This window comes from Peribacillus sp. FSL R5-0717 (assembly GCF_038002945.1).
Taxonomy (GTDB): Bacteria; Bacillota; Bacilli; order Bacillales; family DSM-1321; genus Peribacillus; species Peribacillus frigoritolerans.
In genome coordinates, this window is record NZ_JBBOOF010000001.1 from 4118541 (window position 1) to 4142319 (window position 23779).

27 protein-coding genes and 1 pseudogene are annotated in these 23779 nt (G+C 41.8%); 21 read left to right on the plus strand and 7 right to left on the minus strand.

From position 1 onward, the window contains the following. Nucleotides 1–56 precede the first annotated feature (56 nt). Together NYE65_RS27295 and NYE65_RS27300 are read right to left on the minus strand one after the other, a co-directional pair. Entirely contained in the window at nt 57–518 is a 462-nt protein-coding gene (locus NYE65_RS27295) for a transposase (RefSeq protein ID WP_445670458.1), read from the minus strand. Nucleotides 519–706: 188 nt separating this feature from the next. Next, nucleotides 707–968 (minus strand): annotated as a pseudogene (locus NYE65_RS27300) (IS5/IS1182 family transposase); the annotation flags it as partial. A gap of 508 nt (nt 969–1476) precedes the next feature. On the opposite strand from NYE65_RS27300, the gene NYE65_RS19915 reads away from it, so the two are divergent. From NYE65_RS19915 to NYE65_RS19930, 4 genes are read left to right on the plus strand one after another with little or no spacing between them, the layout of a single operon-like run. Further along, on the plus strand, nt 1477–1908 hold the full coding sequence (locus NYE65_RS19915) for a YlbD family protein (protein WP_340861511.1): 432 nt from the start codon (nt 1477–1479) through the stop codon (nt 1906–1908). Nucleotides 1909–1920: 12 nt separating this feature from the next. Continuing rightward, nucleotides 1921–2163 (plus strand): YlbE-like family protein, encoded by a 243-nt coding sequence (locus NYE65_RS19920; RefSeq protein ID WP_034313959.1) that lies wholly within the window; start codon nt 1921–1923, stop codon nt 2161–2163. Between the two features lie 60 nt (nt 2164–2223). Next, nucleotides 2224–2649 carry a hypothetical protein gene (locus NYE65_RS19925; RefSeq protein ID WP_057278458.1) on the plus strand — a complete coding sequence of 142 codons (426 nt, stop codon included), beginning with the start codon at nt 2224–2226 and terminating at the stop codon, nt 2647–2649. 60 nt (nt 2650–2709) lie between these two features. Then, complete coding sequence (locus NYE65_RS19930) at nt 2710–3159, plus strand: YlbF family regulator (protein ID WP_057278483.1); 450 nt, start codon at nt 2710–2712, stop codon at nt 3157–3159. Nucleotides 3160–3332: 173 nt separating this feature from the next. On the opposite strand, the gene NYE65_RS19935 is transcribed toward NYE65_RS19930, so the two are convergent. Beyond that, nucleotides 3333–3656, minus strand: coding sequence for a hypothetical protein (locus tag NYE65_RS19935; RefSeq protein ID WP_034313954.1), 324 nt, complete (start codon nt 3654–3656; stop codon nt 3333–3335). 138 nt (nt 3657–3794) lie between these two features. On the opposite strand from NYE65_RS19935, the gene NYE65_RS19940 reads away from it, so the two are divergent. Further along, nucleotides 3795–4070, plus strand: a complete 276-nt coding sequence (locus NYE65_RS19940; protein WP_048684554.1) for a YlbG family protein — start codon at nt 3795–3797, stop codon at nt 4068–4070. 54 nt (nt 4071–4124) lie between these two features. Here the strand turns inward: NYE65_RS19940 and NYE65_RS19945 are convergent, their stop codons facing one another. Continuing rightward, complete coding sequence (locus NYE65_RS19945; protein ID WP_034313948.1) at nt 4125–4514, minus strand: DUF7147 family protein; 390 nt, start codon at nt 4512–4514, stop codon at nt 4125–4127. A 471-nt stretch (nt 4515–4985) separates the two neighbouring features. Here NYE65_RS19945 and rsmD point away from each other — a divergent pair, with 471 nt between their 5' ends. Beyond that, complete coding sequence (gene rsmD, locus NYE65_RS19950) at nt 4986–5561, plus strand: 16S rRNA (guanine(966)-N(2))-methyltransferase RsmD (protein ID WP_340862154.1); 576 nt, start codon at nt 4986–4988, stop codon at nt 5559–5561. Continuing rightward, a complete protein-coding gene (gene coaD, locus NYE65_RS19955; protein WP_034313942.1) occupies nt 5562–6053 on the plus strand; it encodes a pantetheine-phosphate adenylyltransferase in 492 nt (163 codons plus the stop codon). A gap of 39 nt (nt 6054–6092) precedes the next feature. Here coaD and ylbJ read toward each other — a convergent pair whose 3' ends face one another. Then, nucleotides 6093–7310, minus strand: coding sequence for a sporulation integral membrane protein YlbJ (ylbJ, locus tag NYE65_RS19960; RefSeq protein WP_057278456.1), 1218 nt, complete (start codon nt 7308–7310; stop codon nt 6093–6095). A gap of 269 nt (nt 7311–7579) precedes the next feature. Between ylbJ and NYE65_RS19965 the strand changes: the two genes are divergently transcribed. Next, complete coding sequence (locus NYE65_RS19965) at nt 7580–8377, plus strand: patatin-like phospholipase family protein (protein ID WP_034313939.1); 798 nt, start codon at nt 7580–7582, stop codon at nt 8375–8377. Beyond that, the gene (locus NYE65_RS19970; RefSeq protein WP_063576921.1) at nt 8367–9392 is read left to right on the plus strand and encodes a SepM family pheromone-processing serine protease; all 1026 of its coding nucleotides are present in this window, start codon (nt 8367–8369) and stop codon (nt 9390–9392) included. The genes NYE65_RS19965 and NYE65_RS19970 overlap by 11 nt, the downstream gene beginning before the upstream one ends. 92 nt (nt 9393–9484) lie before the next feature. Here NYE65_RS19970 and NYE65_RS19975 read toward each other — a convergent pair whose 3' ends face one another. Next, nucleotides 9485–10690 carry a nucleotidyltransferase gene (locus NYE65_RS19975; protein ID WP_063591697.1) on the minus strand — a complete coding sequence of 402 codons (1206 nt, stop codon included), beginning with the start codon at nt 10688–10690 and terminating at the stop codon, nt 9485–9487. A gap of 220 nt (nt 10691–10910) precedes the next feature. Here NYE65_RS19975 and NYE65_RS19980 point away from each other — a divergent pair, with 220 nt between their 5' ends. The 4 genes from NYE65_RS19980 to NYE65_RS19995 all read left to right on the plus strand — a co-directional run bounded on the left by NYE65_RS19980 (nt 10911) and on the right by NYE65_RS19995 (nt 13284). Further along, nucleotides 10911–11432 carry a YceD family protein gene (locus NYE65_RS19980; protein ID WP_034313932.1) on the plus strand — a complete coding sequence of 174 codons (522 nt, stop codon included), beginning with the start codon at nt 10911–10913 and terminating at the stop codon, nt 11430–11432. A gap of 65 nt (nt 11433–11497) precedes the next feature. Beyond that, a complete protein-coding gene (gene rpmF / locus NYE65_RS19985; RefSeq protein ID WP_034313929.1) occupies nt 11498–11671 on the plus strand; it encodes a 50S ribosomal protein L32 in 174 nt (57 codons plus the stop codon). 70 nt (nt 11672–11741) lie between these two features. Further along, nucleotides 11742–12584 (plus strand): enoyl-CoA hydratase/isomerase family protein, encoded by an 843-nt coding sequence (locus NYE65_RS19990; RefSeq protein WP_328109764.1) that lies wholly within the window; start codon nt 11742–11744, stop codon nt 12582–12584. Nucleotides 12585–12663: 79 nt separating this feature from the next. Then, on the plus strand, nt 12664–13284 hold the full coding sequence (locus NYE65_RS19995) for an RsfA family transcriptional regulator (protein WP_034313926.1): 621 nt from the start codon (nt 12664–12666) through the stop codon (nt 13282–13284). Between the two features lie 44 nt (nt 13285–13328). Here NYE65_RS19995 and NYE65_RS20000 read toward each other — a convergent pair whose 3' ends face one another. Next, nucleotides 13329–13817, minus strand: a complete 489-nt coding sequence (locus tag NYE65_RS20000; protein ID WP_034313924.1) for an N-acetyltransferase — start codon at nt 13815–13817, stop codon at nt 13329–13331. 472 nt (nt 13818–14289) lie between these two features. Here NYE65_RS20000 and NYE65_RS20005 point away from each other — a divergent pair, with 472 nt between their 5' ends. The 8 genes from NYE65_RS20005 to NYE65_RS20040 all read left to right on the plus strand — a co-directional run bounded on the left by NYE65_RS20005 (nt 14290) and on the right by NYE65_RS20040 (nt 23651). Next, a complete protein-coding gene (locus tag NYE65_RS20005) occupies nt 14290–15174 on the plus strand; it encodes a 2-dehydropantoate 2-reductase (protein ID WP_340861512.1) in 885 nt (294 codons plus the stop codon). A 4-nt stretch (nt 15175–15178) separates the two neighbouring features. After that, nucleotides 15179–15571, plus strand: a complete 393-nt coding sequence (locus NYE65_RS20010) for a DUF3397 domain-containing protein (RefSeq protein ID WP_034313918.1) — start codon at nt 15179–15181, stop codon at nt 15569–15571. 109 nt (nt 15572–15680) lie between these two features. Continuing rightward, on the plus strand, nt 15681–17309 hold the full coding sequence (gene bshC, locus NYE65_RS20015) for a bacillithiol biosynthesis cysteine-adding enzyme BshC (RefSeq protein ID WP_328177642.1): 1629 nt from the start codon (nt 15681–15683) through the stop codon (nt 17307–17309). A 342-nt stretch (nt 17310–17651) separates the two neighbouring features. Beyond that, nucleotides 17652–18083 (plus strand): division/cell wall cluster transcriptional repressor MraZ, encoded by a 432-nt coding sequence (gene mraZ / locus NYE65_RS20020; protein ID WP_034313914.1) that lies wholly within the window; start codon nt 17652–17654, stop codon nt 18081–18083. Between the two features lie 52 nt (nt 18084–18135). Beyond that, the gene (rsmH, locus tag NYE65_RS20025; RefSeq protein WP_340861513.1) at nt 18136–19068 is read left to right on the plus strand and encodes a 16S rRNA (cytosine(1402)-N(4))-methyltransferase RsmH; all 933 of its coding nucleotides are present in this window, start codon (nt 18136–18138) and stop codon (nt 19066–19068) included. Between the two features lie 32 nt (nt 19069–19100). Continuing rightward, complete coding sequence (ftsL, locus tag NYE65_RS20030) at nt 19101–19457, plus strand: cell division protein FtsL (protein WP_063576915.1); 357 nt, start codon at nt 19101–19103, stop codon at nt 19455–19457. A gap of 2 nt (nt 19458–19459) precedes the next feature. Further along, on the plus strand, nt 19460–21616 hold the full coding sequence (locus NYE65_RS20035) for a penicillin-binding protein (RefSeq protein ID WP_340861514.1): 2157 nt from the start codon (nt 19460–19462) through the stop codon (nt 21614–21616). Nucleotides 21617–21728: 112 nt separating this feature from the next. Continuing rightward, nucleotides 21729–23651: a stage V sporulation protein D gene (locus tag NYE65_RS20040; protein ID WP_340861515.1), complete on the plus strand. Its 1923-nt coding sequence runs from the start codon at nt 21729–21731 to the stop codon at nt 23649–23651. Nucleotides 23652–23779 lie beyond the last annotated feature (128 nt).

The window sequence follows — 23779 nt, forward strand, 5'->3', positions numbered from 1 at the left end:
ATTCCCTTTGAAATTTGACCAAAGGTTAAGAGATTTGAGCTCTTAGAGCCACTATGTTATGCCATTTTAGGACCTTGCCATGTCCACGTGGCCATCTTCTTTAAATTAATGGCAGCGAAAGTAAGCATTGGCTTGCATCGACAATTTTTTAAGTCCCCTAAAGTAGTCCAACGCATAACATGCTTTTCTTTTGCATCTGAGAATATACGCTCAATCGTTTCTTTGCGTTTCGCGTATATAGGTTTTATACCTTGATGATGAAGCAATGATCTGCTTCTTCCACAAATGCTTGCCAGATATGTCGTGTCACTACCTTTTGATGGTCCTTGCTTTCTGTACCGTGATAAATATGAGTATGTTGCACAAATTTGTTTTGGCGATTTGTACTCGCGATAGACCCCTTTATTTGTTGTTGAGGACTTTAAAGTTTTACACGAAGAGCAAAGGTAACAATCAAAGTGTTCATCGAAACATAAAGAATCCTTCTTTTGTTTGAGGAAGTGTATAGGGTAAAGCAGGTGTGATTACTTTGTTAAATAGGTAGCTTGTAATCGCTGGTGCTTTATAAGCTGCATCTGCGGCAACAGCTTCACGTTTTCTAACTTTCTCACTCCTAGCTCAACAAGTAGCTTCAAAATATGACTGTCATGTGTATTAGCAGTTGTTACAATCGTTCCCAATACAAAACGTTGCTGTGTCTGCTGCCTGCCATAGTTGTTTCAGTTTCTTCAATCCCTTTACGCATGGAACGAATAACGAAGGTATATTGAATGAATGTCAGTTTAACTAAAATAACTGGATCAATACTGCGAGTCCTACCTCTGAATACATATCTTTCACCAAGTCATAAATGAAAGTGAAGTCAATGGAAGCCTCCATTTACGAACCAAATGGTTCGCCGGCACCAGTTGATCTAAAGTAATCATTTCAAGTTGTTCTCGTTGAATAGAATGATGTTTCGTAACCATCCTCATCACCTCAAGTTTTAATAGATCTATATTAAAACAAAAAAGACTGTAGGCAAAAGGAGTTCTATCCAAGTTTTTAAACCTAGTTGATTGGAGCGGGTGTGCGAGACTCCTGCGGGAATAGCGAGTCCAAGGGGAGACCCCACAGGCGAAAGTGGGCCGAGGGCGGATCGCCCGCGGAAAGCGAGTGCCCTACGTTCCAATCAACGTCCAAATTTGTACAAGCAAAAAAAATGTAGACAAACTCGTTTTTCATCGAGTTTGACTACAGTCTGAAATGGATCCGGTTTTGGGTCCGTTTTCTTGTTGTGGATCATATTTTTAAATTGAAAAAGGTCCCAACCATTTGCATTCCCCTCGATGTGGATCGTTTGCCAATGGAGGTTTTTACATAACGAACTTGGATTCCGCAGTCACGCCCCATTACATTAGTAAAGGAATTTATGCACTTTTTATCTACCTTTAGCATATGGTGCAATAGGCGATGTCTAAGTGTGAGGTGAGAGTAATGGCAAAAAGAAAGCGGCCCTCCGTGGATGGATTTCGGGAGTTTGTAAAGGAACATCCTCATTTAGTGAATGAAGTGAGAAGCAAACAAGCAACATGGCAGGAACTTTTTGAAGAGTGGTATTTACTCGGAGAAGATCATCCACGCTGGCAGGCTGACGGCAGTGTGGGTGAGCCCAAAGAGAATACAGGATTTCAATCACCGCCGGTTGAAAAGGGAGACCAAAGCACTGAGTTGATCGGTTCGTTAATGAATGCCGTTAAAAACATGGATATGGGGCAGATTCAACAATATATTACGAATGCCAATCAGGCCATCGGTGCAATCCAAGGAGTGCTATCTGCTTTCCAAGGGAATAAATCAGGTGATACCAGTCCCCCCCCAAAAGAAAAAGAGCAGAGAGCTAACCCTTTTTTATTCACCAAAGATTAAGGAGGGTTTTTCATGCGCCAAAATATATATGAATTCATTCAAACAAACGAAGATATGCGAAATTATTTGAGGGTTCAGCCTGCATGGTACAAAAGATTAATGCGTAATCCACATGAAGTGGATGTGTTTGAAACCGAAGCTAAATATTATTTTGAGAAGTCGATTCCACATCGGGTCTCTAAATTTTCGGAAAGCGTTCAGGTTGCCTCAATGATGCTTCATATGTTTCAAGCAATGAATGCTCCAAGTGAATGAAGAAAGTAAGAGTAAATTACTCCTTTTGGCGAACAATAAAGGCAAAAGGGGGACGATGGAATGAGAAAGTTGATATTGGCTCTAACAGTGTTGATGGCAGCGACGGGGTGTGGCAAGAAAATACCTGAACCTGAAAACTCAGGAGTAGCCATACAAGGTGTTTCTACACTAGAGGCTGCCACCACTGTATCGAGCATCCAAAACTCAGATGAGGACTTTCGGGTAAAAACATTTGTAAAAGGCAACTCCGTCTATGTTGAGTGCTACTTGAAAAACTATGGTTTTTCTGAATCAAATCCTGAACAATTGGCAACTGTGTCCGTATTTATTGATAATCAAAAGAAAGTCGATATGAAAACGGCAGCATTTATCGTAAAGGATGTCCCGAATGGCATGCATAAAATAAAGCTGGAGATTTTAAACGGTGCAGGTGAAAAAACAGGGCTGCAAAAAGAGCTTGAGGTACATATCACTTCCTCGATTTAATCAAACCATTAGCATCTAAAAGAGAGAAATGGTAAAATGGTTGTGGAGGTGAGCTTGTTAATGCTTGCTACTATGGAAATCATCGACATTTTACATCAGGCTGATGGATTAGCTGAAATGATCCTTCATTCTGAAATAGGAGAAGAATATCTCCTTAGTTTATATAAATTACAAAACGACAAAGAGGCCCAGGGGATTATTTCCAAGTTTACTTCGCTCAAGGATCTATTTGAAGATGTTCAAAGGTTCGGTAAATATCACCCGGATTATAAACGCATCAATTTAGAAACGAGGCAAGCTAAACGGGACATGGACATGCATCCTGCCGTTGCAAGGTTTAAGCGGGCGGAGACAGAATTGCAATCCGTTCTTGATGAAATAAGCGGAAGAATTGGCCGAGCGGTTTCTGAACAGGTCAAAACCCCGGCTGGGAATCCATTTTTTGTTTCATCCGGCGGATGTTCGACGGGAAGCTGCGGAACCGGGGGAAGTTGCGGGTGCTCTGCTTAAGGTAATGGCCAGATTGGGACCATTCAGGGCCGGTATATAACATGCAGCCATCGAAATTCGACATTACTACGGAGTTCGGTGGCTGTGTCATGTTTGGAACCTCGCCGAGACATGGTCATGAACCGATGCATGAACTATCATCTTACATATTTCGGTCACGTGGCAAAAAGCGATTAACTGCGATATAAAATACAATCCGGACAAAGGTTGCCGCAGCAAAACATCTTTTTCTGCGGCACATAAAAACGATGCCGGAATACATATAAATGTTCTTCCTGCCGTACGAAAATGGTTTCACAATGAAGCTGCTTGCCACGCATTGAAAGGCTTGCGGCTTTTTTTATTAAGAGGGAAAGCTTACCATCATCATTTGGTGCCGGATGATAATGGATATATATAAAGGGGATTCCTGTGAACTTTTTTATCGAAGCTTGGGTAATTTCATCATTATCTAATAGATGCACAATAAATTGATGCCAAATTTGGTTTAAATCCATCGTTTGTTTGGCTCCCTTCACAGTGTGTATATTCATAATAGTGAGAGAATTTTGTTTATAATCTTTTTTTCTTGGTTGAAAGTAAAGATTCTGCTATGCTACACTTAGTTAAAACCTTTATAAAAGGGAGTTATTGATATGCTTGGAGCGAGACAGGGAATCATCGTCTATTTACATACATTGAAACAAGCCAAAATGCTTAGGAAATTTGGAAATATCCATTATGTTTCAAAAAAGTTGAAATATGTCGTGCTTTATACGAATATGGATGAAGTGGAACCACTGGTGGAAAAACTGAATAATTATTCGTTCGTTAAAAAGGTGGACCTTTCTTACAAGCCTTTTTTGAAGGTGGAGTTCGAAAACTCTAAACCGGATAAAGCGAAAGAATATGATTATAAAATGGGAATTTGAAAAAAGCTGACTCATGCGGAGTCAGCTTTTTCATTTTCAGGGCAGCAACATCTTTCAGCCTAATGGCGGCAGATATCTATTCATTCGCAAAATGCCGATTAAGTGCTGGTAGTACAACTCGATTTCTGCAAAGAGCACCGAAGGTTTCACTTCGATTTCAATAATTGGCCTATCCAGTTCCTCAGCCAAGTTCTCAAAAAGCTCATAGCGTTTGTTTTTGGTGGCATGTGGGTTAGGGATACCTTCACGGCAAATGTAAAGCGGCTGGAATTTCCCGGGATCTGTGGGCTCCATGACGATGACCAATGACGTTACCTTTTTATCATTTATAGTAGTATGCATGGCCAATAGCCTTGCAACTCGATGTTTCTGATTGCGGCCTACTTCCAGCAACTCATATATATCGGAATATCCTTGTCCAATTTCAATAAAACGTTGAATCAATTAAACCTCTCCTAACTAACTTATTATTCATTACTTTATCATTATCCCTCATAAAAGAGAAGGACAACTTCATTGACGAATGATGACAAAGGGAATTAGGAATAAGTGGTTTATCAATAAAAAAAAGCCCTGCAAAAATATGCAGGGTCCTTCTATGTCTAACTAAGGACCAGAAGGCAAAGGGAGAGGAGAAACCGGAGGAAGAACTTATGGGGAAACGTAAGCCTTCTCCGCGGTTGGCAACAACACCTAAAAAGGAATGTTGTTATTCACATTATTGCCAAAAACCATTTTATTATTCAAGATGTAAAAGATTTATAAAAAGAATGGATATCTTCTATCCATGGTACGAAATGATATGTTCTTTTCATCATGGAAATGAAGGCAAATGGGTTTAAATATTGGCTAGCTTTTTCTAATATGTTAGGATAGGAAAGTAACAGAAATTTGTCATAAAATGTGGTGAGAATGATGAGGGTCGTTTCCGGAATTTGCAAAGGAAGACCACTTAAGGCTGTACCGGGTACAGGAACCCGGCCGACTACTGATAAAGTCAAGGAATCCATTTTCAACATGATTGGTCCTTATTTCGAAGGAGGGCTGGTCCTCGACTTGTTTGCCGGAAGCGGTGGACTGGGAATTGAAGCGTTAAGCAGAGGCATGGATAAAGCCATATTTGTCGACCGGGATTTTAAAGCAAATCAAACGGTTAAGGCTAATTTGGAACTATGCAAGTTTTCAGACCGTGCAGAAGTTTATAAAAATGATTCAGAACGTGCATTAAAGGCTTTGGTGAAAAGGGAAATGACTTTTGAATTGATTTTTCTTGATCCACCTTATAAGAAACAAAAGCTAGTCGAGATTCTTGAAGAAATACATAAATACCGATTGCTGAACGATATGGGATACATTGTTTGTGAGCATGGCCATGATGTTACTATGCCAGAAAAAGTTGGTGACTTTACCGTTAAGAGAAAAGAAGTTTATGGCGTCATTGCCGTTACGATTTATCAATGGGGAAACGTACACGAACAGGGGGAACTATGAATGTCCAAAATAGCGATTTGTCCGGGGAGTTTTGATCCAATAACATTTGGTCATCTTGATATCATTCAAAGGGGAGCGAATGTTTTTGATGAGGTATATGTGGTCATCGTGAACAATTCAGCGAAAAATTCTCTTTTTACAGTGGAGGAGAGACTGGAACTGATTACTGAAGCGACTGCCCATATGCCGAATGTTAAAGTGGATTTCTATCAGGGATTGACGGTCGACTATGCTGAAAGCGTTTCCGCGAATGCCATCATCAGGGGATTGAGGGCGACTTCTGATTTTGAATATGAAATGCAGGGAACTTCGATGAACCGATTCCTTAACAATAAAATAGAGTCATTCTTTATCATGACGAAAAATCAATATTCTTTCTTGAGTTCAAGTATCGTGAAAGAAGTTGCAAAGTATGGCGGGGATATTTCTGAACTAGTGCCAAGTGTCGTCCAGAAAGCTCTGGCCAAAAAATACGAGGAACTGAAAGGATAGAAAAAAGAGCATTGCCAACGGGCAATGCTCTTTTTTGGTTTACGAAAGGCCTTTGAATAGCCTTTTGGTAAATATGATGATGTATAGGATCAAAAACACGAGTGTTAGAATGGGACCTATATCAAGCATGCTTTGATATAGGGAATTCGCGTGTTCACCGGATCCGCTGACCGGGAATGCGTTTATCGGGCTGCCGCTGTACATTTTGCCTTTATAGAATGGTTCCCAAAGCAGGATGGTGATAATGGATGCAAGAAGGCCATGTGCAATCCTGGCCAGAAAAAAGGGAGTGAAACGAATGTCAGTTGCGGCAATGATGCTGGCAACTTGCGCTTGGATGCTGAACCCGTTGAAAGCTAAGATGAAACTTGTCATCACGGTTTGCTGAAAGAGTGTCGCCTCTTCGACCGTGCTGGTTAATTTTGAACCTAGAGTCATTTCAAACATGCCTGATATGAAGGGGAGGCTTAAGGAGTCCGGGAAATTAAAAATATGTAGAATTCCTCCGACCCCAGATGCTAGCAATCCGGTGATGTTCATATGAAATAAAAGCTTGTTCACCACAGAAAAGAGAATGATGAACCCCCCGATCATCAATAGGGTTTGGATGGATGAGAGTACCGCATCTCCAAGTAAACTGCCAAATGGCCTTGTTTCTTTTATTCTGGTACGATGCATTTGACCAAAGGCTTGTCTTATGGAGGGGAGCTTGGTCATTACTTTTGCATGGGATTTTTCTTCTTTCCAACGGTAAAAACGCATGATGATGCCTACACAAATATTTCCTAGGTAGTGGGAAAGGGCAAGGATGATCCCTAAATGAGGGTTGTGGAAAAAACCAACGGCAACGGCAACGAATAGGAACAATGGATTGGATGAATTAGTAAAACAAACGAGTCTTTCAGCTTCAATGCGGGTCAATTGTTCTTCTTGACGAAGCCTTACAGTGAATTTCGCCCCGGCTGGAAACCCTGATGCAAGTCCCATCGCCCAAACGAAGCCTCCCACTCCTGGTACACGGAATAGGGGACGCATAAATGGTTCGAGCATGACACCAATGAACCTGACAACCCCAAAACTGATTAATAACTCCGAGAAAATCAAGAAAGGCAGAAGCGAAGGGAATACAATTGTCCACCAAATGTTCAGTCCGCCTTTGGAAGCTTCAAAGGATTCTTGGGGGAAGATGATCAAGCCAACTGCCATCATCGTGACGGAGGTAGCTAACAGTACTGTTTTAGATTTTGATTTTAGCAAAATTCAGCCTCCTCTTGAAGGTTACTAAATAAGGGCAGTTCGTTTCGTATATAATAAAATATGAACTTCTTTTTCTCGAAAAGTAAGCGCATGATGGAATAAGGATTGTACCGACATGTAAAGAGGGATGATCCGCACAATGGAATATATCTGCCATGCTTGTTTCACTGTCAATATAAATAATATGCTTCTATAAATCCGTTTAAGACCATAACTTTGAATGAGTGTTATTTCAATATTTTGAACTAGTTAAAGCGGGAGGGATATCTTTGTCGAAACCAAAAGTCGGGCTTGCACTTGGGTCAGGAGGAGCTAGGGGGTTTGCACATATTGGCGTGATAAAGGTATTGCAGCAAGAAGGCATTCCGATAGATATGATTGCTGGAAGCAGCATGGGAGCAATGGTTGCAGCCTTTTATGGAGCGGGGTCGGATATCGAGAGGCTGTATAAGTTGTCCCGTGCATTTAAGCGGAAGTATTATTTGGACTTCACCATACCTAAGATGGGCTTCATTTCGGGTAAGCGGACAAAGGATTTAATCAGGGTATTTACATATGGCAAGAAATTTGAAGAACTTGATATTCCTGTGGCGGTGGTAGCCACTGATATAAAAACGGGGGAAAAGGTCATTTTTCAGGAAGGTCCCATCGCCCCGGCTGTAAGGGCAAGCATCTCCATTCCCGGGATTTTCATCCCCGAAAGAATCGGAAACAGATTGCTTGTTGATGGCGGCGTAGTTGACAGGGTTCCTGTTTCAGTTGTGAAGGATATGGGAGCAGACATCATAATTGGTGTGGATGTAGCTCACGTGAAACAGGATATGGAGATAAACTCCATATATGACGTCATCATGCAAAGCCTCGATATCCTGCAAATGGAGCTGGTTAAAAGCAGGGAGTTTGCTTCAGACGTCATGATACGCCCCAGGGTTGAGAAATACAGCTCGAAATCATTTACAAATGTACAGGAAATAATTAGTATTGGAGAAGAAGCAGCAAGAGGTAAGATTGATCAAATTAAGCAGAGCATTGTTACTTGGAAGGAGTCCTTTGAAGATGAGCCGTAAAACGTATGTACGCACTTTCCTGGTGGTGGCTATACTTCTCATAGCATCAGCCCTTTATTCCCTACCTTTTTATGTATCGAAACCAGGAATGGCTAAAGAATTGGAGCCAATCATTGAGGTATCCGGGGGAGATGAAGCAAAAGGAAGCTTTATGTTAACCACTGTAAGGATGGGCCGGGCAAATATATATTCCTACATGATGGCGAAGTGGAGCAAATATCAGGAGCTTTATCCGGAAGCCTCCATCAGAAGCGAAGATGAAACAGATGAAGAATATAATATCAGGCAGCTCCACTTAATGGATGGTTCTAAAAATAATGCCATTAAGATCGCATATGAAAAAGCAGGGAAAGAAGTCGAATACGAGTACCTGGGTGTATATGTTTTGGACGTGCTAAAAGGAATGCCTGCAGCAAAAGAGCTGAAAGCGGGCGATCAAATCATTCAAGTTGATGATGTTAAATTCAAGTCTGCACAGGAATTCATGGATTATATTAATGAAAAGAAGGCCGGAGATGAAGTTAAAATCGTTTATAAGCGGGAAGAGACGGAGAAAACGGCCGTTCTTTCTTTGCAGCCTTTTAAAAATGATCCAAATAGGGTAGGAATCGGCATTTCGCTGGATGACAATCGAAGGGTGAACACAAAACCGGCGATTGCCATAGATTCAGAACATATAGGCGGTCCTTCGGCTGGTTTAATGTTTTCGTTGGAAATTTATAATCAATTAACGAAAGGCGATCTTACAAGTGGATATGACATAGCGGGTACGGGCACGATGTCTGATGATGGGACAGTCGGTCCAATTGGCGGAATCCAACAGAAAATTGTTGCAGCCGATAAGTCTGGAGCCGAGATATTCTTTGCCCCGAATGAAAACGGAGCAGCAGGTTCGAATTATGAAGATGCACTCATTGCAGCAAAGGATATTGACACTGACATGAAGATCGTGCCGGTTGACAACTTTGAAGATGCAGTAGCCTATTTAACGAAGCTAAATGGAAAAGGAAAATGAAAAAAAGCGCAGGCAGTCATCTACTGTCTGCGCTTTTTTTCATGATTAGCTTTTTACACTTAAGGATGAAACAGCCAAGCTTGAATCCTTCTTCATTTGAAAATGATGGGAGATTCATATTCACGTTTCATCAATGCAGCTTGATGCGGCTCGGGCAAGCCCAGGGCATACACCTGTGCTGCTCGCAAGTCCGAATCGATGTCCTGCTTCCGATAGGAAGAAAGTTTAGAGATGAGAGGGAGTGGCAAGCCTTTTTTTACAGAACGAAGATATTCTTGCCCCCGGCCATTCATGCCAAGAAGTCTGATATAGGCCGGTTGGTCATTATGAATTACCTGTTCCTTGAATGTATGCGTCAATATATGGACACACATCCGCTGCAGCCGTGTCCATGTGTAGCGTTTTGTCTTCAGCGCTGCCATGAATCCAGAAAAGCTCGAAGATTGTTTGGCCATCTCCTTCATTCGGTGCTCTATGCCTTCCTCAACTTCGTATATTCCTGCCAATTCGGTTAAAGAGGAAGAAAGTATACGGTATTTCAACATGGACCAATACATTTCCCAGTCATGCAAGGCATGGTAGCGCGTTAAATATTGCTCAAGGCCACTCATCGTCGCTTGAGGAATATAACTGGAAACAGAATGTAATTCCTGGTGTTCATGGATGGCTTTACGTATCCCCGTTGCGCTGGCAATAGGGTCTTTGGACAACTTTGTTTCATGATATCCTGCAGCGACCCTTTGAATCGTATAAGGACGAATGGAGTAGCCGTTTGAAAGGGCAGCACTTACATATTCTTTTCCAAGGATATTATTCGGCTTCGTCAAATCCAATGCCGCATCACCATGGATGATCGAACGATAAGCCTGGGCAGCACTTGACGGATAACTATTACCGGCATCCATGGCCGATTTGATTGCGGCATCGAATGCAGCGGAATTTTCCGAAAGGATTCTGTGGGCGATGATGAATGGTTCAATTTTGCCATCCTCGCTTCCGAAGCAAAAGGAGTCACAGCCTAGCGATTCCAAAAGAGCAATAGATCCTTTTGCAAATATTTCAGCCTTCTGTGTCGCGAAAGCATATGGCAGCTCAATGACAAGGTCAATGCCGCCATTCAAGGCCATTTCAGCGCGTGTCCACTTGCTGACGATAGCGGGCTCGCCACGCTGTAAGAAGGGCCCGCTCATAACAGCGACAACGACATCTGCCCCTGTTTTTTCTCTACTTTCTCTTGCATGTAAAACATGTCCATTGTGAAAAGGGTTATATTCGACTACTAAACCGCAAGCTTTCATTCGTTCACCTCAGAGAAAAACTTTGTATTTTATCAACTTAGTGCTAAAATAGTATTTCAAGTAAAATTACTATAAGTAATCGTCTGGATTTTTTGTTAGAAAATGATTCATAAAACTTAGACAATCAGTTAGGATGACTACATTATAGTGTAAAGAAAAAATATTGACAAACTTATAATTGAAAGCTATAATTATTTTTGTTGCCTTGAGGTGATTTCATTTGAAATGGACGATTAGTCAACTTCAAAAAATTCGGGACAAAGATTTACGGTTTGATGAACTGGTGGATGTCTTGGACATTAGAGAAAGAGACCCGCAAATTCGCGATGTTTCTCCGATCAGAGTAGAAGGAAGAGCTGATATCAGCTCGACCGAGATTACTTTTCACTTGCATCTTTCAGGTGAATTAACATTACCTTGCTCCCGTACACTGGTAGACGTTAAATATCCGATTGATATTGATACAAAGGAAACCTTTCTTTTAAAGGCAGATGGCACAGATTTCTACGGAGATGATGTCACTGTTGTGGAAGGCGACGTTGTAGACCTAATACCGGTAATTAAAGAAAATTTATTGCTAGAAATTCCGATGCAGGTTTTTTGTGAGGATGTCGATTCGAATGAAGCTGCTCCTCAATCTGGGAAAGACTGGGCTGTTATTTCCGAAGAGGAAAATGAGCATAAGGTTGATCCGAGATTTGCAAAGCTTGCCGACTTTTTTGACAACAATAAAGAATCTTGATTGGAACGAAAAATCGTTAATCCGATTTTTCCAGCTTTTTTATATTTTTTAAGGAGGTGGGAATAATGGCTGTACCTTTTAGAAGAACGTCGAAAACTGTAAAAAGAAAACGTCGTACACACTTCAAGCTTCAAGTACCTGGTATGGTAGAATGCCCGAGCTGTGGTGGAATGACTCTTTCACATCACGTTTGTAAAGAATGTGGAACATATAAAGGAAAAGAAGTTGTCGCAAAATAATTTCTTGACCTACTTGAGAGCTTAGCTCTCTTGATGCAACACGCTAATCAAAGCGCAGGGATTTTTCTCTGTGCTTTTTTTACAAATATATTTGGCAGAATATTTCGAATCATTCGCGTTTGCCGGTGATTTTGGAGAAGGTGTATACATGGATCAGGTGATTGAAGTTGAAAAGGGTAAACGCGGTTTCATGAAGCTCCTATTTAATAGACCGGAGAAAAGGAATGCCGTGAATTATCAGCTGATGGACGAACTTGAGTCGATATTATCGGAAGCAGCATGCGATGATGAAGTTAAGTTGCTGGTCCTGACCGGGGCGGGCTCTGAGGCGTTCTGTTCAGGCGGGGATCTAAGGGAATTTCAGGATTTGCATACAGAAGAAGAGGCCTTTGCTATGTTATCGAAAATGGGTGAAATTCTGTATAAACTAGCAGTTTTCCCAAAACCGACAATAGCGCTAATCAATGGAAGTGCTTTCGGCGGCGGATGCGAAATAGCGACAGCTTGTGATTTCAGGTTAGCAAAGAGGGAAGCTAGGCTAGGGTTTGTACAAGGTACTCTAGGAATAACGACTGGCTGGGGCGGAGCTTCGCTTTTACTTGAAAAAATACCAGAGCAAAAAGCGCTAAAGCTATTATTGGATGCAAAAGTACATAAAGCTGAGGAAGCGAAGGAACTTGGTTTCGTAGATGAGATAGTCGGAGAAGGTACGGATGGATGGGAATGGTTTGCGGAAGATTTTCTTCGCCATGAGACAGGGGTATTGATGGCCTATAAACGATTGCTGGTACATAAATGGCAGGATAGCGGGCTTAAAGGAAGAATGGATGCGGAAATCCGGGAATGTTCCAAACTGTGGGCGAGTGATGAGCATCATGCTGCAGTCGAGCGTTTTCTAAATAAGAAAAAATAAATATTACACGCTCTATATATCTTCTATCTTTCCTAGCATGTGCATATTATGAATTAAAACTTGCTAAGGAGGTAGAGAGATGACGATTGCGAGACAAGATGCATGGACTCATGATGAGGATCTGTTGTTGGCTGAAGTGGTACTGAGGCATATACGGGAAGGCAGTACACAATTAAAGGCGTTTGAAGAAGTGGGGAAACAGTTATCGAGGACATCTGCTGCTTGTGGGTTCCGTTGGAATTCATTTGTTAGGAAGCAATATAAATCAGGGATAGAGCTGGCGAAAAAACAAAGGAAAGAACAGGTAGTCAATAATCCTGAAGTGGAAAGGGATTCGATTGCAACGGTCGAAAATGTCACGATTGAAGAAATAACGCCCGAGCATGAAGATAAAGAATCTATTACCCTTCAGGAAGTTATATTATATTTAACCAAAATGGATGAATTCTTTCAGCTTGATAATAAGGAAAAAGAACGGATTTCTGAGCGTTCCCTATTTCTTGAACGGGAAAATGTCCGATTACTGGAAGAGAATGTCCTGCTTAAGGAAAACCTGAAAGCTGTTGAGGAAGATTATCGTGCGTTAATGCAGATCATGGAGCGCGCAAGAAAACTTAGTGTCCAGGAGGACGAAAAGGCGAATCCGAAGGTGAGTTTCCAAATGGATAAGAATGGTAATTTGGAAAGGGTCAATAAATAAAAAATGCGGGTGGGAAAATCCGCCCGCATTTTCTTGATGCTTCCTTATTCTTGTGTATCTATTTCTTTCTTATCTTGTACGTCAAAAGGGCTCCAAATCAGCGGGTTTTCTCCGAGGTCCCTGTCCAAATCATAGGAAACAGCAGAAAAACCCATCTTTTTCCAAAAGTCTTGTGAATGGACTCTTGGGTTAGTTTTGATAGGCATGTTCAGGCTTTTGGCGAATTCGACCAAAGCTCTTCCATAACCTTTTTTCTGATAGTTAGGCAGGACTTCAAGTTTCCAAAGAACAAGGAAATCCCTGGAATTGTCAAAATACTGGTCGAATTTAGCGCTTCTTTTATAAAGGCTCATTCGAGCTACAAGTTTATCGCCATAAAAGATTCCGTAAAAAGGTGATTGGCTGTCATTTTCAATGATGTTACCTTCTAAATCATCTAGCATGGACAGTTCCTGTATCCCGTATTCTTTGAATTTTTTGAATTCCTCAAGCGTTTTAAAATTTACAAGTAATCGTTCAACCTTGTATTCCATAAAAAAGCTCCCCCTTAATTCTGATAAACCTCTTCCGATAGTACCCTTTGAAAGTCATCCCACTGATCTTTGCCATGTGGAATTTCAACTTAGGTTAAATCTAGTATGACATCATCGACTTATCCTAGCTTACTAAATGCTTATAGCCTTTTATTCCCCGCCCTTTTCCCTTCAATTTCTTTTGGGGTGAGTTTGGAGTTATCTTTTGTTCCTGTAAAGTCTTCAAAATGGCTAAGCTTTTCGTATCTAATATACCATTAAATTAACACTTAAAGAAGAAAATATTATATCTTCAATGGCGTATTAATCATTCTTTCCATTGGTATTTTATGACGAGCCATCGTTAATGGCAGTTCCATCGTTTCATCCAATCGGAATGGCTGTGTTTTCCAACGATGGGAAAATTCGTGCAGGCTAAAAAAGATAATGTGATAAAATAGTAAATATATTTCAAAAAGTAAGGAAGGTTATCATGAGAATTGGAATCATTGGCGGAGGGGCCATAGGGCTGCTGTTTGCGTCCCGTTTAAGTGAAAAGCATAATGTGACTCTCTATACCCATACTGCGGATCAGGCGTCCATCATCCAACGTGATGGAATCCGTCTTATTGCGGATGGTGAAAGCCGACTGCAGACGGGCATCATGTCCAAGGGGCTGGATGAAGGGATATCGGATGTGGATCTTCTTATAGTGGCCGTCAAGCAATATCACCTGCCGCAAATACTGCCTAGGATCAAAGATTTTCAGGTTCCATTGCTATTCTTGCAGAATGGCTATGGGCATATTTCTTATTTAAAGCAGCTTCAATCCCCTACCATATATGTGGGGGTAGTGGAGCATGGAGCATTGAAACATGACGGGAATACCGTTCAGCATACGGGACTTGGCATGACAAGAATCGCTTCCTTTAGCGGGGAACTTGAGCAACTATCGCTAGTGAATGAAAGGATCGATCATTTTCCTTTTACGAAGAGTGAAGATTTTCACTCGATGCTGATGGATAAGCTTGTCGTCAATGCGGTGATAAATCCATTAACGGCGATACTTGGTGTGGAAAATGGCGGTTTAATCACTAACTCTTTTTACTACCAATTATTTCAAGAACTTTTTGAAGAAATCTCCGGTATTTTGGAAGTTCAAAATAAGGATGAGTCATTTGAACATGTGAAAGCCGTTTGCATGGCAACTGCTGAAAATCGATCTTCCATGCTAAAAGATTTAGAAAATGGTCGTAAAACGGAAATTGATGCCATTTTGGGTCATATCCTCTCGGAGGCAAAGAGTAAAGGGAAAAGTGATTGCCTGACGTCTTCTCTATATAAGATGGTCAAAGGAAAAGAGTCTCAGGGGGGATGAGGATGTGCCGTACGTAGTTTCAAGCCTTGCCGCGATATTTATTACCTTGCCTTTCGTAGGGTATATACTTTTTTTTATAGGTGCCAAACAATTCACTGGAAACCATCGGCGCTCCGTTCAATTTGCGATGGACATGAGTACGCTGCTGTTCGTATTATCCGTCCATTATTTGATCATTACGATCTGGGATATGCAAATTATTTGGGTGATCATGCTCATCATGCTCATCAACGCATTTGTGGTGGTTCTTGTCCATTACAAGGTAAAAGAAGAAATCATTTTCCATAAGGTATTAAAGGGTTTTTGGAGAGTGAACTTCGCCTTTTTTTTCGTGGCTTACCTTCTATTGTTTTCCATTGGAATAATTACAAGTATTACGAAGATATTGACTACATAACATAGAACATCGCATCAATTTTCTGCTGCTGGGCAACTTCTTTTGTTTTCTTAAACCGGAATGTTATACTCTAAAAAGAATTGTAGTTGCAGAGAAAGGGAGAACAGAAATGGAGATGAAAGATCTCGCGTTACCATCTTTAAACCGTTTTGCATCGGACTATTTACAAAACCGTCTTGAAACGGAGGATTATTTTCACTATGACTTGTCTAAGCCTGACATTTATCACAATAGATATGAAGAATTGATGAACCGCTCTTTTTCACGTGATGAATTGTCGGATTACATACAACAATACATGTCTCGTCTTTCATTCAGTGAGGCAGTTAAGGGTAATATTGGAAGGCTGCGCAGGGATGATTCCGTTGTTGTGATTGGAGGACAGCAGGCTGGGTTATTATCAGGGCCGCTGTATACCATTCATAAAGTGATATCGATCATTAAGCTTGCGGAAGAACAGGAAAAAAAACTGGGGCAGCCAGTCATTCCGGTTTTTTGGATAGCTGGAGAAGATCATGATTTGGCTGAGGTCAATCATGTTTATGTTATGAAAAACGGAAAACCCGATAAAAAAACGTATCCTTCCTACCAGCCATATAAAACAATGGTTTCTGATGTGGAGCTGGAAACGGAAAAGGCAGAGAAGTGGCTTGAGGAAATCATTGAAACTTATGGAGAAACGGAATTTACGAACAAACTCCTGATTGATATGAAGGAAACCATTAAGAGATCGAATACCTTCGTCGATTTCTTCGCCGAGCTGATTCATGAATGGTTCAAAGAATATGGCCTTTTACTAGTCGATGCCGGAGATCCGGATTTAAGGCGAATTGAGAAGGCATACTTTGAATCGATGGTCAATGAAAGTGGACGGATTGCTGAAGTGGTCGAGGAACAGCAATCATTCATGCATGCGAAAGGGTATGCAAAAATGATTGAAATGGATAAAGGCGCCGCTAATTTATTTTATTATGATCCAGAAAAAAAAGATCGATGTTTACTCGAACGTGTAGAAGGCGGTTTCAGCGGAAAAAACGGTGAGGTATCATTTAACGGGGATGAACTCTTGCAGATAGCGAGAAATCATCCAGAACGATTAAGCAACAATGTCATTACACGCCCGCTCATGCAGGAAATGCTTTTCCCTGTATTGGCATTCGTTTCTGGGCCAGGGGAAATAGCCTATTGGGCAGAATTAAAAAAGGTGTTTGAGTTGTTTTCCATGAAGATGCCGCCAATCATTCCTAGGTTGAATATCACGCTGGTGGAGCGGAGTATCCAAAGCGACCTTGAAGAAATGGAACTCAGTTTGGAAACTGTTCTGACTGAAGGAACCGCTAATGCTGTGGAAAGTTACCTTGATTCCGTTAAAGATGAAACGATTGACACCCTGTTCGGGACGCTGAAATCACAGCTTGAAGAGAACCATGAAAAGCTTTTTGTCCACGCTGTCTCTTTGGATAGGGGGCTCGAGCCGATGTTGAACAAGAACATTGAATTCATTCAAAAGCAATTGAATTTCATGTATGGCAAAATCGGTGACCGTACAAAGGAACGACATTCGGTCATCTTGAAAAAATATGATCGGATAGCAAATTCGCTGTACCCTCTTGAATCACCCCAGGAGAGGATTTGGAATGTGTTTTATTACTTGAATCAATACGGGCCAGAACTCGTAAGGGATATGATGAAACTGGACTATCGCTTCAATAATCAGCATAAATTGATTTTCATTTAGAAAAACCATCCGTTTTGGGGAAAAGTGGGGAGTAGATCATTTTGAATACGGTTGCCACAAACCAATCCTGATGGAGGGATTGAAATGTGAAAAAAGACAGGTGCTTAAGCCTGTCTTTTTTTCTGTTTCCTGAGTACTTGTCAGGCGGGGCTTCGACAGTAATAGTGGGCCTGCGTCTAAGTTTGAGTGCATTCGAGGGAAATGCACGTTTCTTTGAATAATTTGGCTAAATAAACTTAATAAGAAAAGAAGGTAATTTTTACTTGGAAGGAGAAAGTAAAAACAAGTGGAGAAAGGTGGGGGAATGTGGTACATTGAGATTAGAATGTGGGGGTAGTGGGTATGTTCATGGGAGAGTACCATCATAACATCGATATAAAGGGCCGTTTGATAGTCCCGGTGAAATTCAGGGAAAATCTCGGGGAGCAATTTGTCCTTACCCGCGGACTCGATCAATGTTTATTTGGTTACCCTATGGAAGAGTGGAAGCTGCTAGAAGAAAAGCTGAAAGCCCTGCCTTTAACAAAAAAAGATGCCCGAGCCTTTACCCGTTTTTTCTTTTCTGCAGCTACCGAATGCGAAATTGATAAACAAGGGCGAATTAATATCCCCACGCCGCTTACTTCATATGGCCAATTGGAAAAAGAATGTGTAATTCTTGGTGTTACCAATCGTATTGAGATTTGGAGCAAATCCCTTTGGGAAAACTATTTTTCAGCTTCGGAGGATTCTTTCGCTGAGATAGCAGAAAATATGATTGGCTTTGATATTTAAGGCTGCCCTCAGAAATAGAGTCACTCAATAACCGATTGGAAGGATGTCTAGCATGTTTCAACATACAACAGTGTTATTAAAAGAGACGGTTGATGGATTGAACATCAAACCTGATGGAATTTATGTGGATTGTACTTTAGGAGGAGCCGGTCACAGCGAATACTTACTTTCACAGCTCTCTGACAAAGGCAGGCTTTATGCTTTTGATCAGGACGAAACGGCGATTCGGAATGCTAAGGAAAAATTGGAAAGCTATGGCGAACGTATTGTTCTTGTTCCTAATAATTTTAAATACTTAAAAGAAGAGTTGAATGCCCGGGGAATCGAGAAAGTGGACGGGATCCTTTATGATTTAGGTGTGTCATCCCCGCAATTGGATACACCGGAGCGTGGTTTCAGCTATAACCATGATGCACCATTGGATATGAGGATGGACCAAAGTGCAGCCATTTCTGCCTATGATGTCGTGAATACTTGGTCATTCCATGATTTGCTGAGAATTTTCTTCCAATATGGAGAAGAAAAGTTTTCGAAACAAATTGCCAGGAAAATTGAAGCGGCACGTGAAATAAAACCGATTGAAACGACGTTCGAACTTGTGGAATTAATTAAGGATGGGATACCGGCCCCGGCTAGACGTAAAGGCGGACACCCTGCGAAACGAGTGTTCCAAGCAATAAGGATCGCTGTGAATGACGAACTTGGTGTCTTTGAAGATTCCCTGGAGCAGGCCATTTCGCTTTTGGATAAAGAGGGAAGAATATCTGTAATTACATTCCATTCGCTCGAAGATAGAATTTGTAAAACGGTATTTAAAAAGGCCAGTAGCATGCCGGATCTTCCACCTGGACTTCCAGTTATCCCGGATGAATACAAACCAACTATGAAAATAATTACGAGAAAACCGATTTTACCTTCAGAAGAAGAATTGGAAGGGAATAATCGTTCCCGGTCGGCTAAGCTAAGAATCGCCGAAAAGCAATGATTACAGAAAAATATCAGTGAGGGGGAACATGAATGAGTTCCATAGCCAAAAAAGTACAAGAACAGCAATATGAAGACCAACAGCAGCAACAGGCACAGCAAACAGTGGTCATCCGTAAAGCGAAGATATCCATTGGTGAAGTTTTCTTACTCTGTGCCCTTGCTATCATGGTTACCTTCATGGGAGTGAAAATAGTCTCTAATCAAGCGGCCATCTATGAAACGAATAAAGAGATCCAGCTAGTGGAAACGTCGATTGAAGAACAGGGTAAAGTAAATGATGATTTGAAAGTGCAGGTTGCTGAACTTAGTACATACGAGAGAATTTGGAAAAAAGCTGCAGCGCTAGGGTTCAAGTTAAATGAGAATAATGTGAAGGGTGTGCAGTGATAATGCAGAAACAAAAAAATATGAAGCATGGGGCAGCCGGATTATTCTTCTTATTCGGCCTGCTCTTTTTTGTTTTAATCTGCCGCTTTTTGTATATTCAGGTGACTGGTACAGCTGGCGGGGAGGTACTGGCTTCGAAAATCGACAAGAAATATGAAAAAAAACAGGTAATAGAAGCTAAAAGGGGAAGCATACTCGATACAAAAGGTGAAGTCATCGCCGAGGATACTTCCTCCTATATCTTAAGGGCAGTACTTAGTGAAAAGGAGCCGGAGCATGTCAAGGATCCGGAGAAGACGGCGAATGAGCTTGCTAAATATATCGACATGGATGAACAGGACATCTATGAAAGACTTACGAAAAAAGGGGCATACCAAGTGGAGTTTGGCAGTGCCGGCAAGGATTTGACTCAGGTAGTCAAGCAGAAAATAGAAAAATTGGAACTGCCGGGAATTACATTCGGAAGGACGAATAAACGTTTTTATCCGAATGGAATTTTCGCCTCCCATCTGATTGGCTATGTAGAAAAGGATGAAGAAACGGGAGAAATGGCTGGTAAGTTCGGCATCGAAAGGTATCTCAATAAAGAATTGCAGGAAACGGATGGGAAGCTGACATATGACAGTGACTCATGGGGTTTCCTCTTACCGGATAAGAAGGAAAAGGTCGTTGCTCCGGATAATGGCAATGATGTCATGCTTACGATCGACAAGAAAATACAAACGTTCCTGGAAGACTCGATGAGCAAAGTGCAGGAAAAATACGATCCCGAACAAATCATAGCGATTGTCTCCAATCCCAAAACGGGGGAGATAGTGGCGATGGGGCAAAGGCCTACCTTCCATCCGACAACGAAAGTCGGGCTAACGGATACATGGCGTAACCTGGCAATTGAAGAAACCTTCGAACCGGGTTCAACCATGAAAACATTCACCCTTGCCGCGGCTGTTGAGGAAGGGGTCTTTAATCCGAATGAAAGCTTTGTTGCAGGAACCTATAAAGCCGGATCGGGTAAAATCGGGGATCATAGCGGAATCGAAAGAGGGAAGAGCATGACCTTTCTGGAAGGGGTTCAACGTTCCTCGAACGTCGCTTTTGCCACACTTGCAATGGATAAAATAGGAGCCGATACGTTCCGTGAGTATTTGACTAAGTTCGGATTTGATAAAAAAACGGGAATTGACCTGCCAAACGAGATAACCGGTAAAATTCAATACAAGTATAAGCTTGAAAAAGTGACTACCTCCTTTGGACAGGGTTCGACCGTTACACCGATTCAACAAATTCAAGCTGCATCCGCAATAGCCAATGACGGAAAAATGATGCGGCCGTACGTGATAAAAAGCATTTCCGATCAGGATACCGGAAAAAATTTGAAAACGACCAAGCCGAAAGTGACAGGGCAACCGATTTCGGCAGAAACTGCAAAACAAGTACGTGATTATTTGGAAACTGTAATTTCCGCGAAAAAAGGAACAGGGAAAAAATATGCCATTGATGGATATCAAGTAGCGGGGAAAACCGGTACTGCACAAATTGCGGGTCCGACAGGTAGATATTTAGAAGGGAAAAATAACTATGTGTTCTCCTTTTTAGGAATGGCTCCAAAAGATGATCCGCAGTTGGTCATGTATGTGGCGGTAAAGCAGCCCAAGTTAGGTGTATCTTATGTTGGGGCTGATCCATTGTCAGAGATATTTAATCCTGTCATGCAAAATAGCCTGCAATATCTAAACATAAAACCTTCAGAAGTTAAAAAACAAAAAGCAAATAAAATCAAAGACTATACGAATCAAACCGAGAGTTCAGCTGTTACAGAACTGAAGGAACTTGGTTATGATGTAAGTACGATCGGAAGTGGACGTAAAGTGCTCGACCAATCCCCGAAAGAGGGGAGTGTACTCTTACAGGGTGAAAAGATAATCCTCAGGACGGAAGGCGAAATGAAAGTCCCTGACATGAAGGGATGGTCCTTGCGCGATGTCATGAAATTGGCTAAGGTTGCAAAACTGGATCTGAAAACCGAAGGTACTGGATACGTGAGTAAACAGAGTCTTGAGGCCGGGAAAAAGGTAAATGAAGGGGAAACCTTCAATATTGAATTATCCCAGCCTGATGGGGCTGGTGAAGATATAGCGACAAAAGAGAAAACAGAGTGAAGATAAAGAGGGGATCCAAATGGATTCCCTCTTTATTTCTTTCAAAGTTTCTAGTCTAGCATCGAGTAGACAAGCATATATTGAAGCATGTATGAAATGGAGGTGCCTGTTTTTGCGTGTTTCGAATGTTACTGTCCGAAAACGGCTGGCAATCGCTTTGGCGATCGGTATCGTTGTTTTTTTTATCATTGATATCCGATTGGGAATTGTACAGTTTTATCTAGGGGATAAGTTGACGGGGCTGGCTAAAGATTCCTGGAGCAGGAATATTCCTTTTGAAGCCAAACGAGGAGAAATCCTTGATCGGAATGGTGTCGAGCTGGCAACGAATATATCTGCGCCAACAGTCTATGTCATCCCTAGACAGATTGAGAATCCTGGGGAGACGGCGGAACAGCTTGCTTCAATATTGGATATGACAAAGGAAAAGGCTTATCAATGGTTAACGAAACAGGCGATGAGCGTCAGAATTCCGGAAGGCAGAAAGATATCTCACGAAAAGGCGAAGGAAATTAAAGCATTAGGGATAAAGGGCGTATACATCGCTGAAGATTCAAAGCGCCATTACCCATTTGGTGAATACCTTTCACATGTTCTTGGCTTTACAGGCTCTGACAATCAAGGGTTGATGGGTATTGAATTGTCTTATGATAAGGAACTAAGTGGGGAAAAAGGATTCGTTAAATTTTACTCCGATGCGAAAGGGAAAAGGCTTGAGAATATGGCCGATGACTATAAGCCCCCTGTTGATGGTGATAATTTGAAGCTGACCATCGATAGCAAAATCCAGACAATTGTGGAGAGGGAGCTCGATAATGCGGAGGCGACATATGATCCCGATGGTATAATTGCCATTGCAATGGACCCGAACACTGGGGAAATATTGGCAATGTCCAGCAGGCCAACCTTCGACCCTGCCAATTTTCAAAATGTCCCCTCAGAAGTGTATAATCGTAATTTACCAGTTTGGAGTATATATGAACCGGGATCGACTTTTAAGATCATCACGCTTGCTGCGGCGCTTGAGGAAGGGAAGGTCGACTTACAAAAGGAACATTTTTATGATTCCGGACATGTGGAAGTGTCAGGATCAACGCTGCATTGCTGGAAAAGCGGAGGACATGGGGATCAAACTTTTCTTGAAGTGGTCGAGAACTCATGTAACCCGGGTTTTGTGGAATTAGGGAACCGGCTTGGTAAAGACAAGCTGTTTAAATATATAAATGATTTCGGTTTTGGTCAAAAGACGGGAATTGATTTAACCGGAGAAGGAAAAGGAATCATGTTCAACATGGATCGAGTGGGTCCGGTTGAGCAGGCAACTACTGCGTTTGGACAAGGTGTAGCCGTAACGCCCATTCAGCAGGTGACAGCGGTATCGGCAGCCGTGAATGGCGGGACTTTGTATACACCATTTATCGCGAAGGAACTCGTGAATCCAAAAAATGGGGAAGTGCTGATGCGAAAGACCCCTCAGGCGAAGAAAAAGGTGATTTCAGAAGCAACCTCGAAGAAAGTCCGGGAAGCGCTTGAATCCGTTGTCGCCCAAGGAAGCGGTAAAGGAGCATTCGTGGAGTCGTACCGCGTCGGCGGGAAAACGGGTACAGCCCAAAAAGCTGAAAATGGCAGATACCTTGAAAATAATTATATTCTCTCATTCATTGGTGTCGCTCCAGCGGATGATCCACAAATCGTCGTTTATATAGCTGTGGATAATCCGAAAGGAACGGTACAATTCGGCGGGGTCGTTGCCGCACCGATCGTTGGGAATATCATGGAGGATTCACTTAGGGCCATGGGCGTCAAGCCAAGGAAAAACCAGATTGAGAAGGAGACGGTCTGGACGGATCCCGTCATGGTCGAGGTACCTGACGTCGTGGGTCTCAGCAAAAAAGAGTTGCAAACCCAGCTCATCGACCTTAAGCTTGATATTGCCGGAAATGGGGATAAAGTAATAAATCAAGCCCCAGATCCAGGTGTTAAAGTAAAACAAGGGTCTACAATAAGAATTTATCTTGGCGAAAATACAGAATAAGTATAATATAATATATGAATAGTTAAAGCGGCTGAAGATTCATCAGCCGCTTTGTTTACGGAGTCGGGATAACCCCGTATAATTGAAATTGGTTTCTCGACAAGCCAAGGCTAATCACATATAATGAA

Bases quoted from the DNA above. Each gene is read 5' to 3' on its own strand.
- NYE65_RS19915 (WP_340861511.1), top strand. From the start codon at position 1,477: ATGGCAAAAAGAAAGCGGCCCTCCGTGGATGGATTTCGGGAGTTTGTA.
- NYE65_RS19920 (WP_034313959.1), top strand. From the start codon at position 1,921: ATGCGCCAAAATATATATGAATTCATTCAAACAAACGAAGATATGCGA.
- NYE65_RS19925 (WP_057278458.1), top strand. From the start codon at position 2,224: ATGAGAAAGTTGATATTGGCTCTAACAGTGTTGATGGCAGCGACGGGG.
- NYE65_RS19930 (WP_057278483.1), top strand. From the start codon at position 2,710: ATGCTTGCTACTATGGAAATCATCGACATTTTACATCAGGCTGATGGA.
- NYE65_RS19935 (WP_034313954.1), bottom strand. From the start codon at position 3,656: ATGGATTTAAACCAAATTTGGCATCAATTTATTGTGCATCTATTAGAT.
- NYE65_RS19940 (WP_048684554.1), top strand. From the start codon at position 3,795: ATGCTTGGAGCGAGACAGGGAATCATCGTCTATTTACATACATTGAAA.
- rsmD (WP_340862154.1), top strand. From the start codon at position 4,986: ATGAGGGTCGTTTCCGGAATTTGCAAAGGAAGACCACTTAAGGCTGTA.
- coaD (WP_034313942.1), top strand. From the start codon at position 5,562: ATGTCCAAAATAGCGATTTGTCCGGGGAGTTTTGATCCAATAACATTT.
- NYE65_RS19970 (WP_063576921.1), top strand. From the start codon at position 8,367: ATGAGCCGTAAAACGTATGTACGCACTTTCCTGGTGGTGGCTATACTT.
- NYE65_RS19975 (WP_063591697.1), bottom strand. From the start codon at position 10,690: ATGAAAGCTTGCGGTTTAGTAGTCGAATATAACCCTTTTCACAATGGA.
- rpmF (WP_034313929.1), top strand. From the start codon at position 11,498: ATGGCTGTACCTTTTAGAAGAACGTCGAAAACTGTAAAAAGAAAACGT.
- NYE65_RS19995 (WP_034313926.1), top strand. From the start codon at position 12,664: ATGACGATTGCGAGACAAGATGCATGGACTCATGATGAGGATCTGTTG.
- NYE65_RS20000 (WP_034313924.1), bottom strand. From the start codon at position 13,817: ATGGAATACAAGGTTGAACGATTACTTGTAAATTTTAAAACGCTTGAG.
- NYE65_RS20005 (WP_340861512.1), top strand. From the start codon at position 14,290: ATGAGAATTGGAATCATTGGCGGAGGGGCCATAGGGCTGCTGTTTGCG.
- bshC (WP_328177642.1), top strand. From the start codon at position 15,681: ATGGAGATGAAAGATCTCGCGTTACCATCTTTAAACCGTTTTGCATCG.
- mraZ (WP_034313914.1), top strand. From the start codon at position 17,652: ATGTTCATGGGAGAGTACCATCATAACATCGATATAAAGGGCCGTTTG.
- rsmH (WP_340861513.1), top strand. From the start codon at position 18,136: ATGTTTCAACATACAACAGTGTTATTAAAAGAGACGGTTGATGGATTG.
- ftsL (WP_063576915.1), top strand. From the start codon at position 19,101: ATGAGTTCCATAGCCAAAAAAGTACAAGAACAGCAATATGAAGACCAA.
- NYE65_RS20035 (WP_340861514.1), top strand. From the start codon at position 19,460: ATGCAGAAACAAAAAAATATGAAGCATGGGGCAGCCGGATTATTCTTC.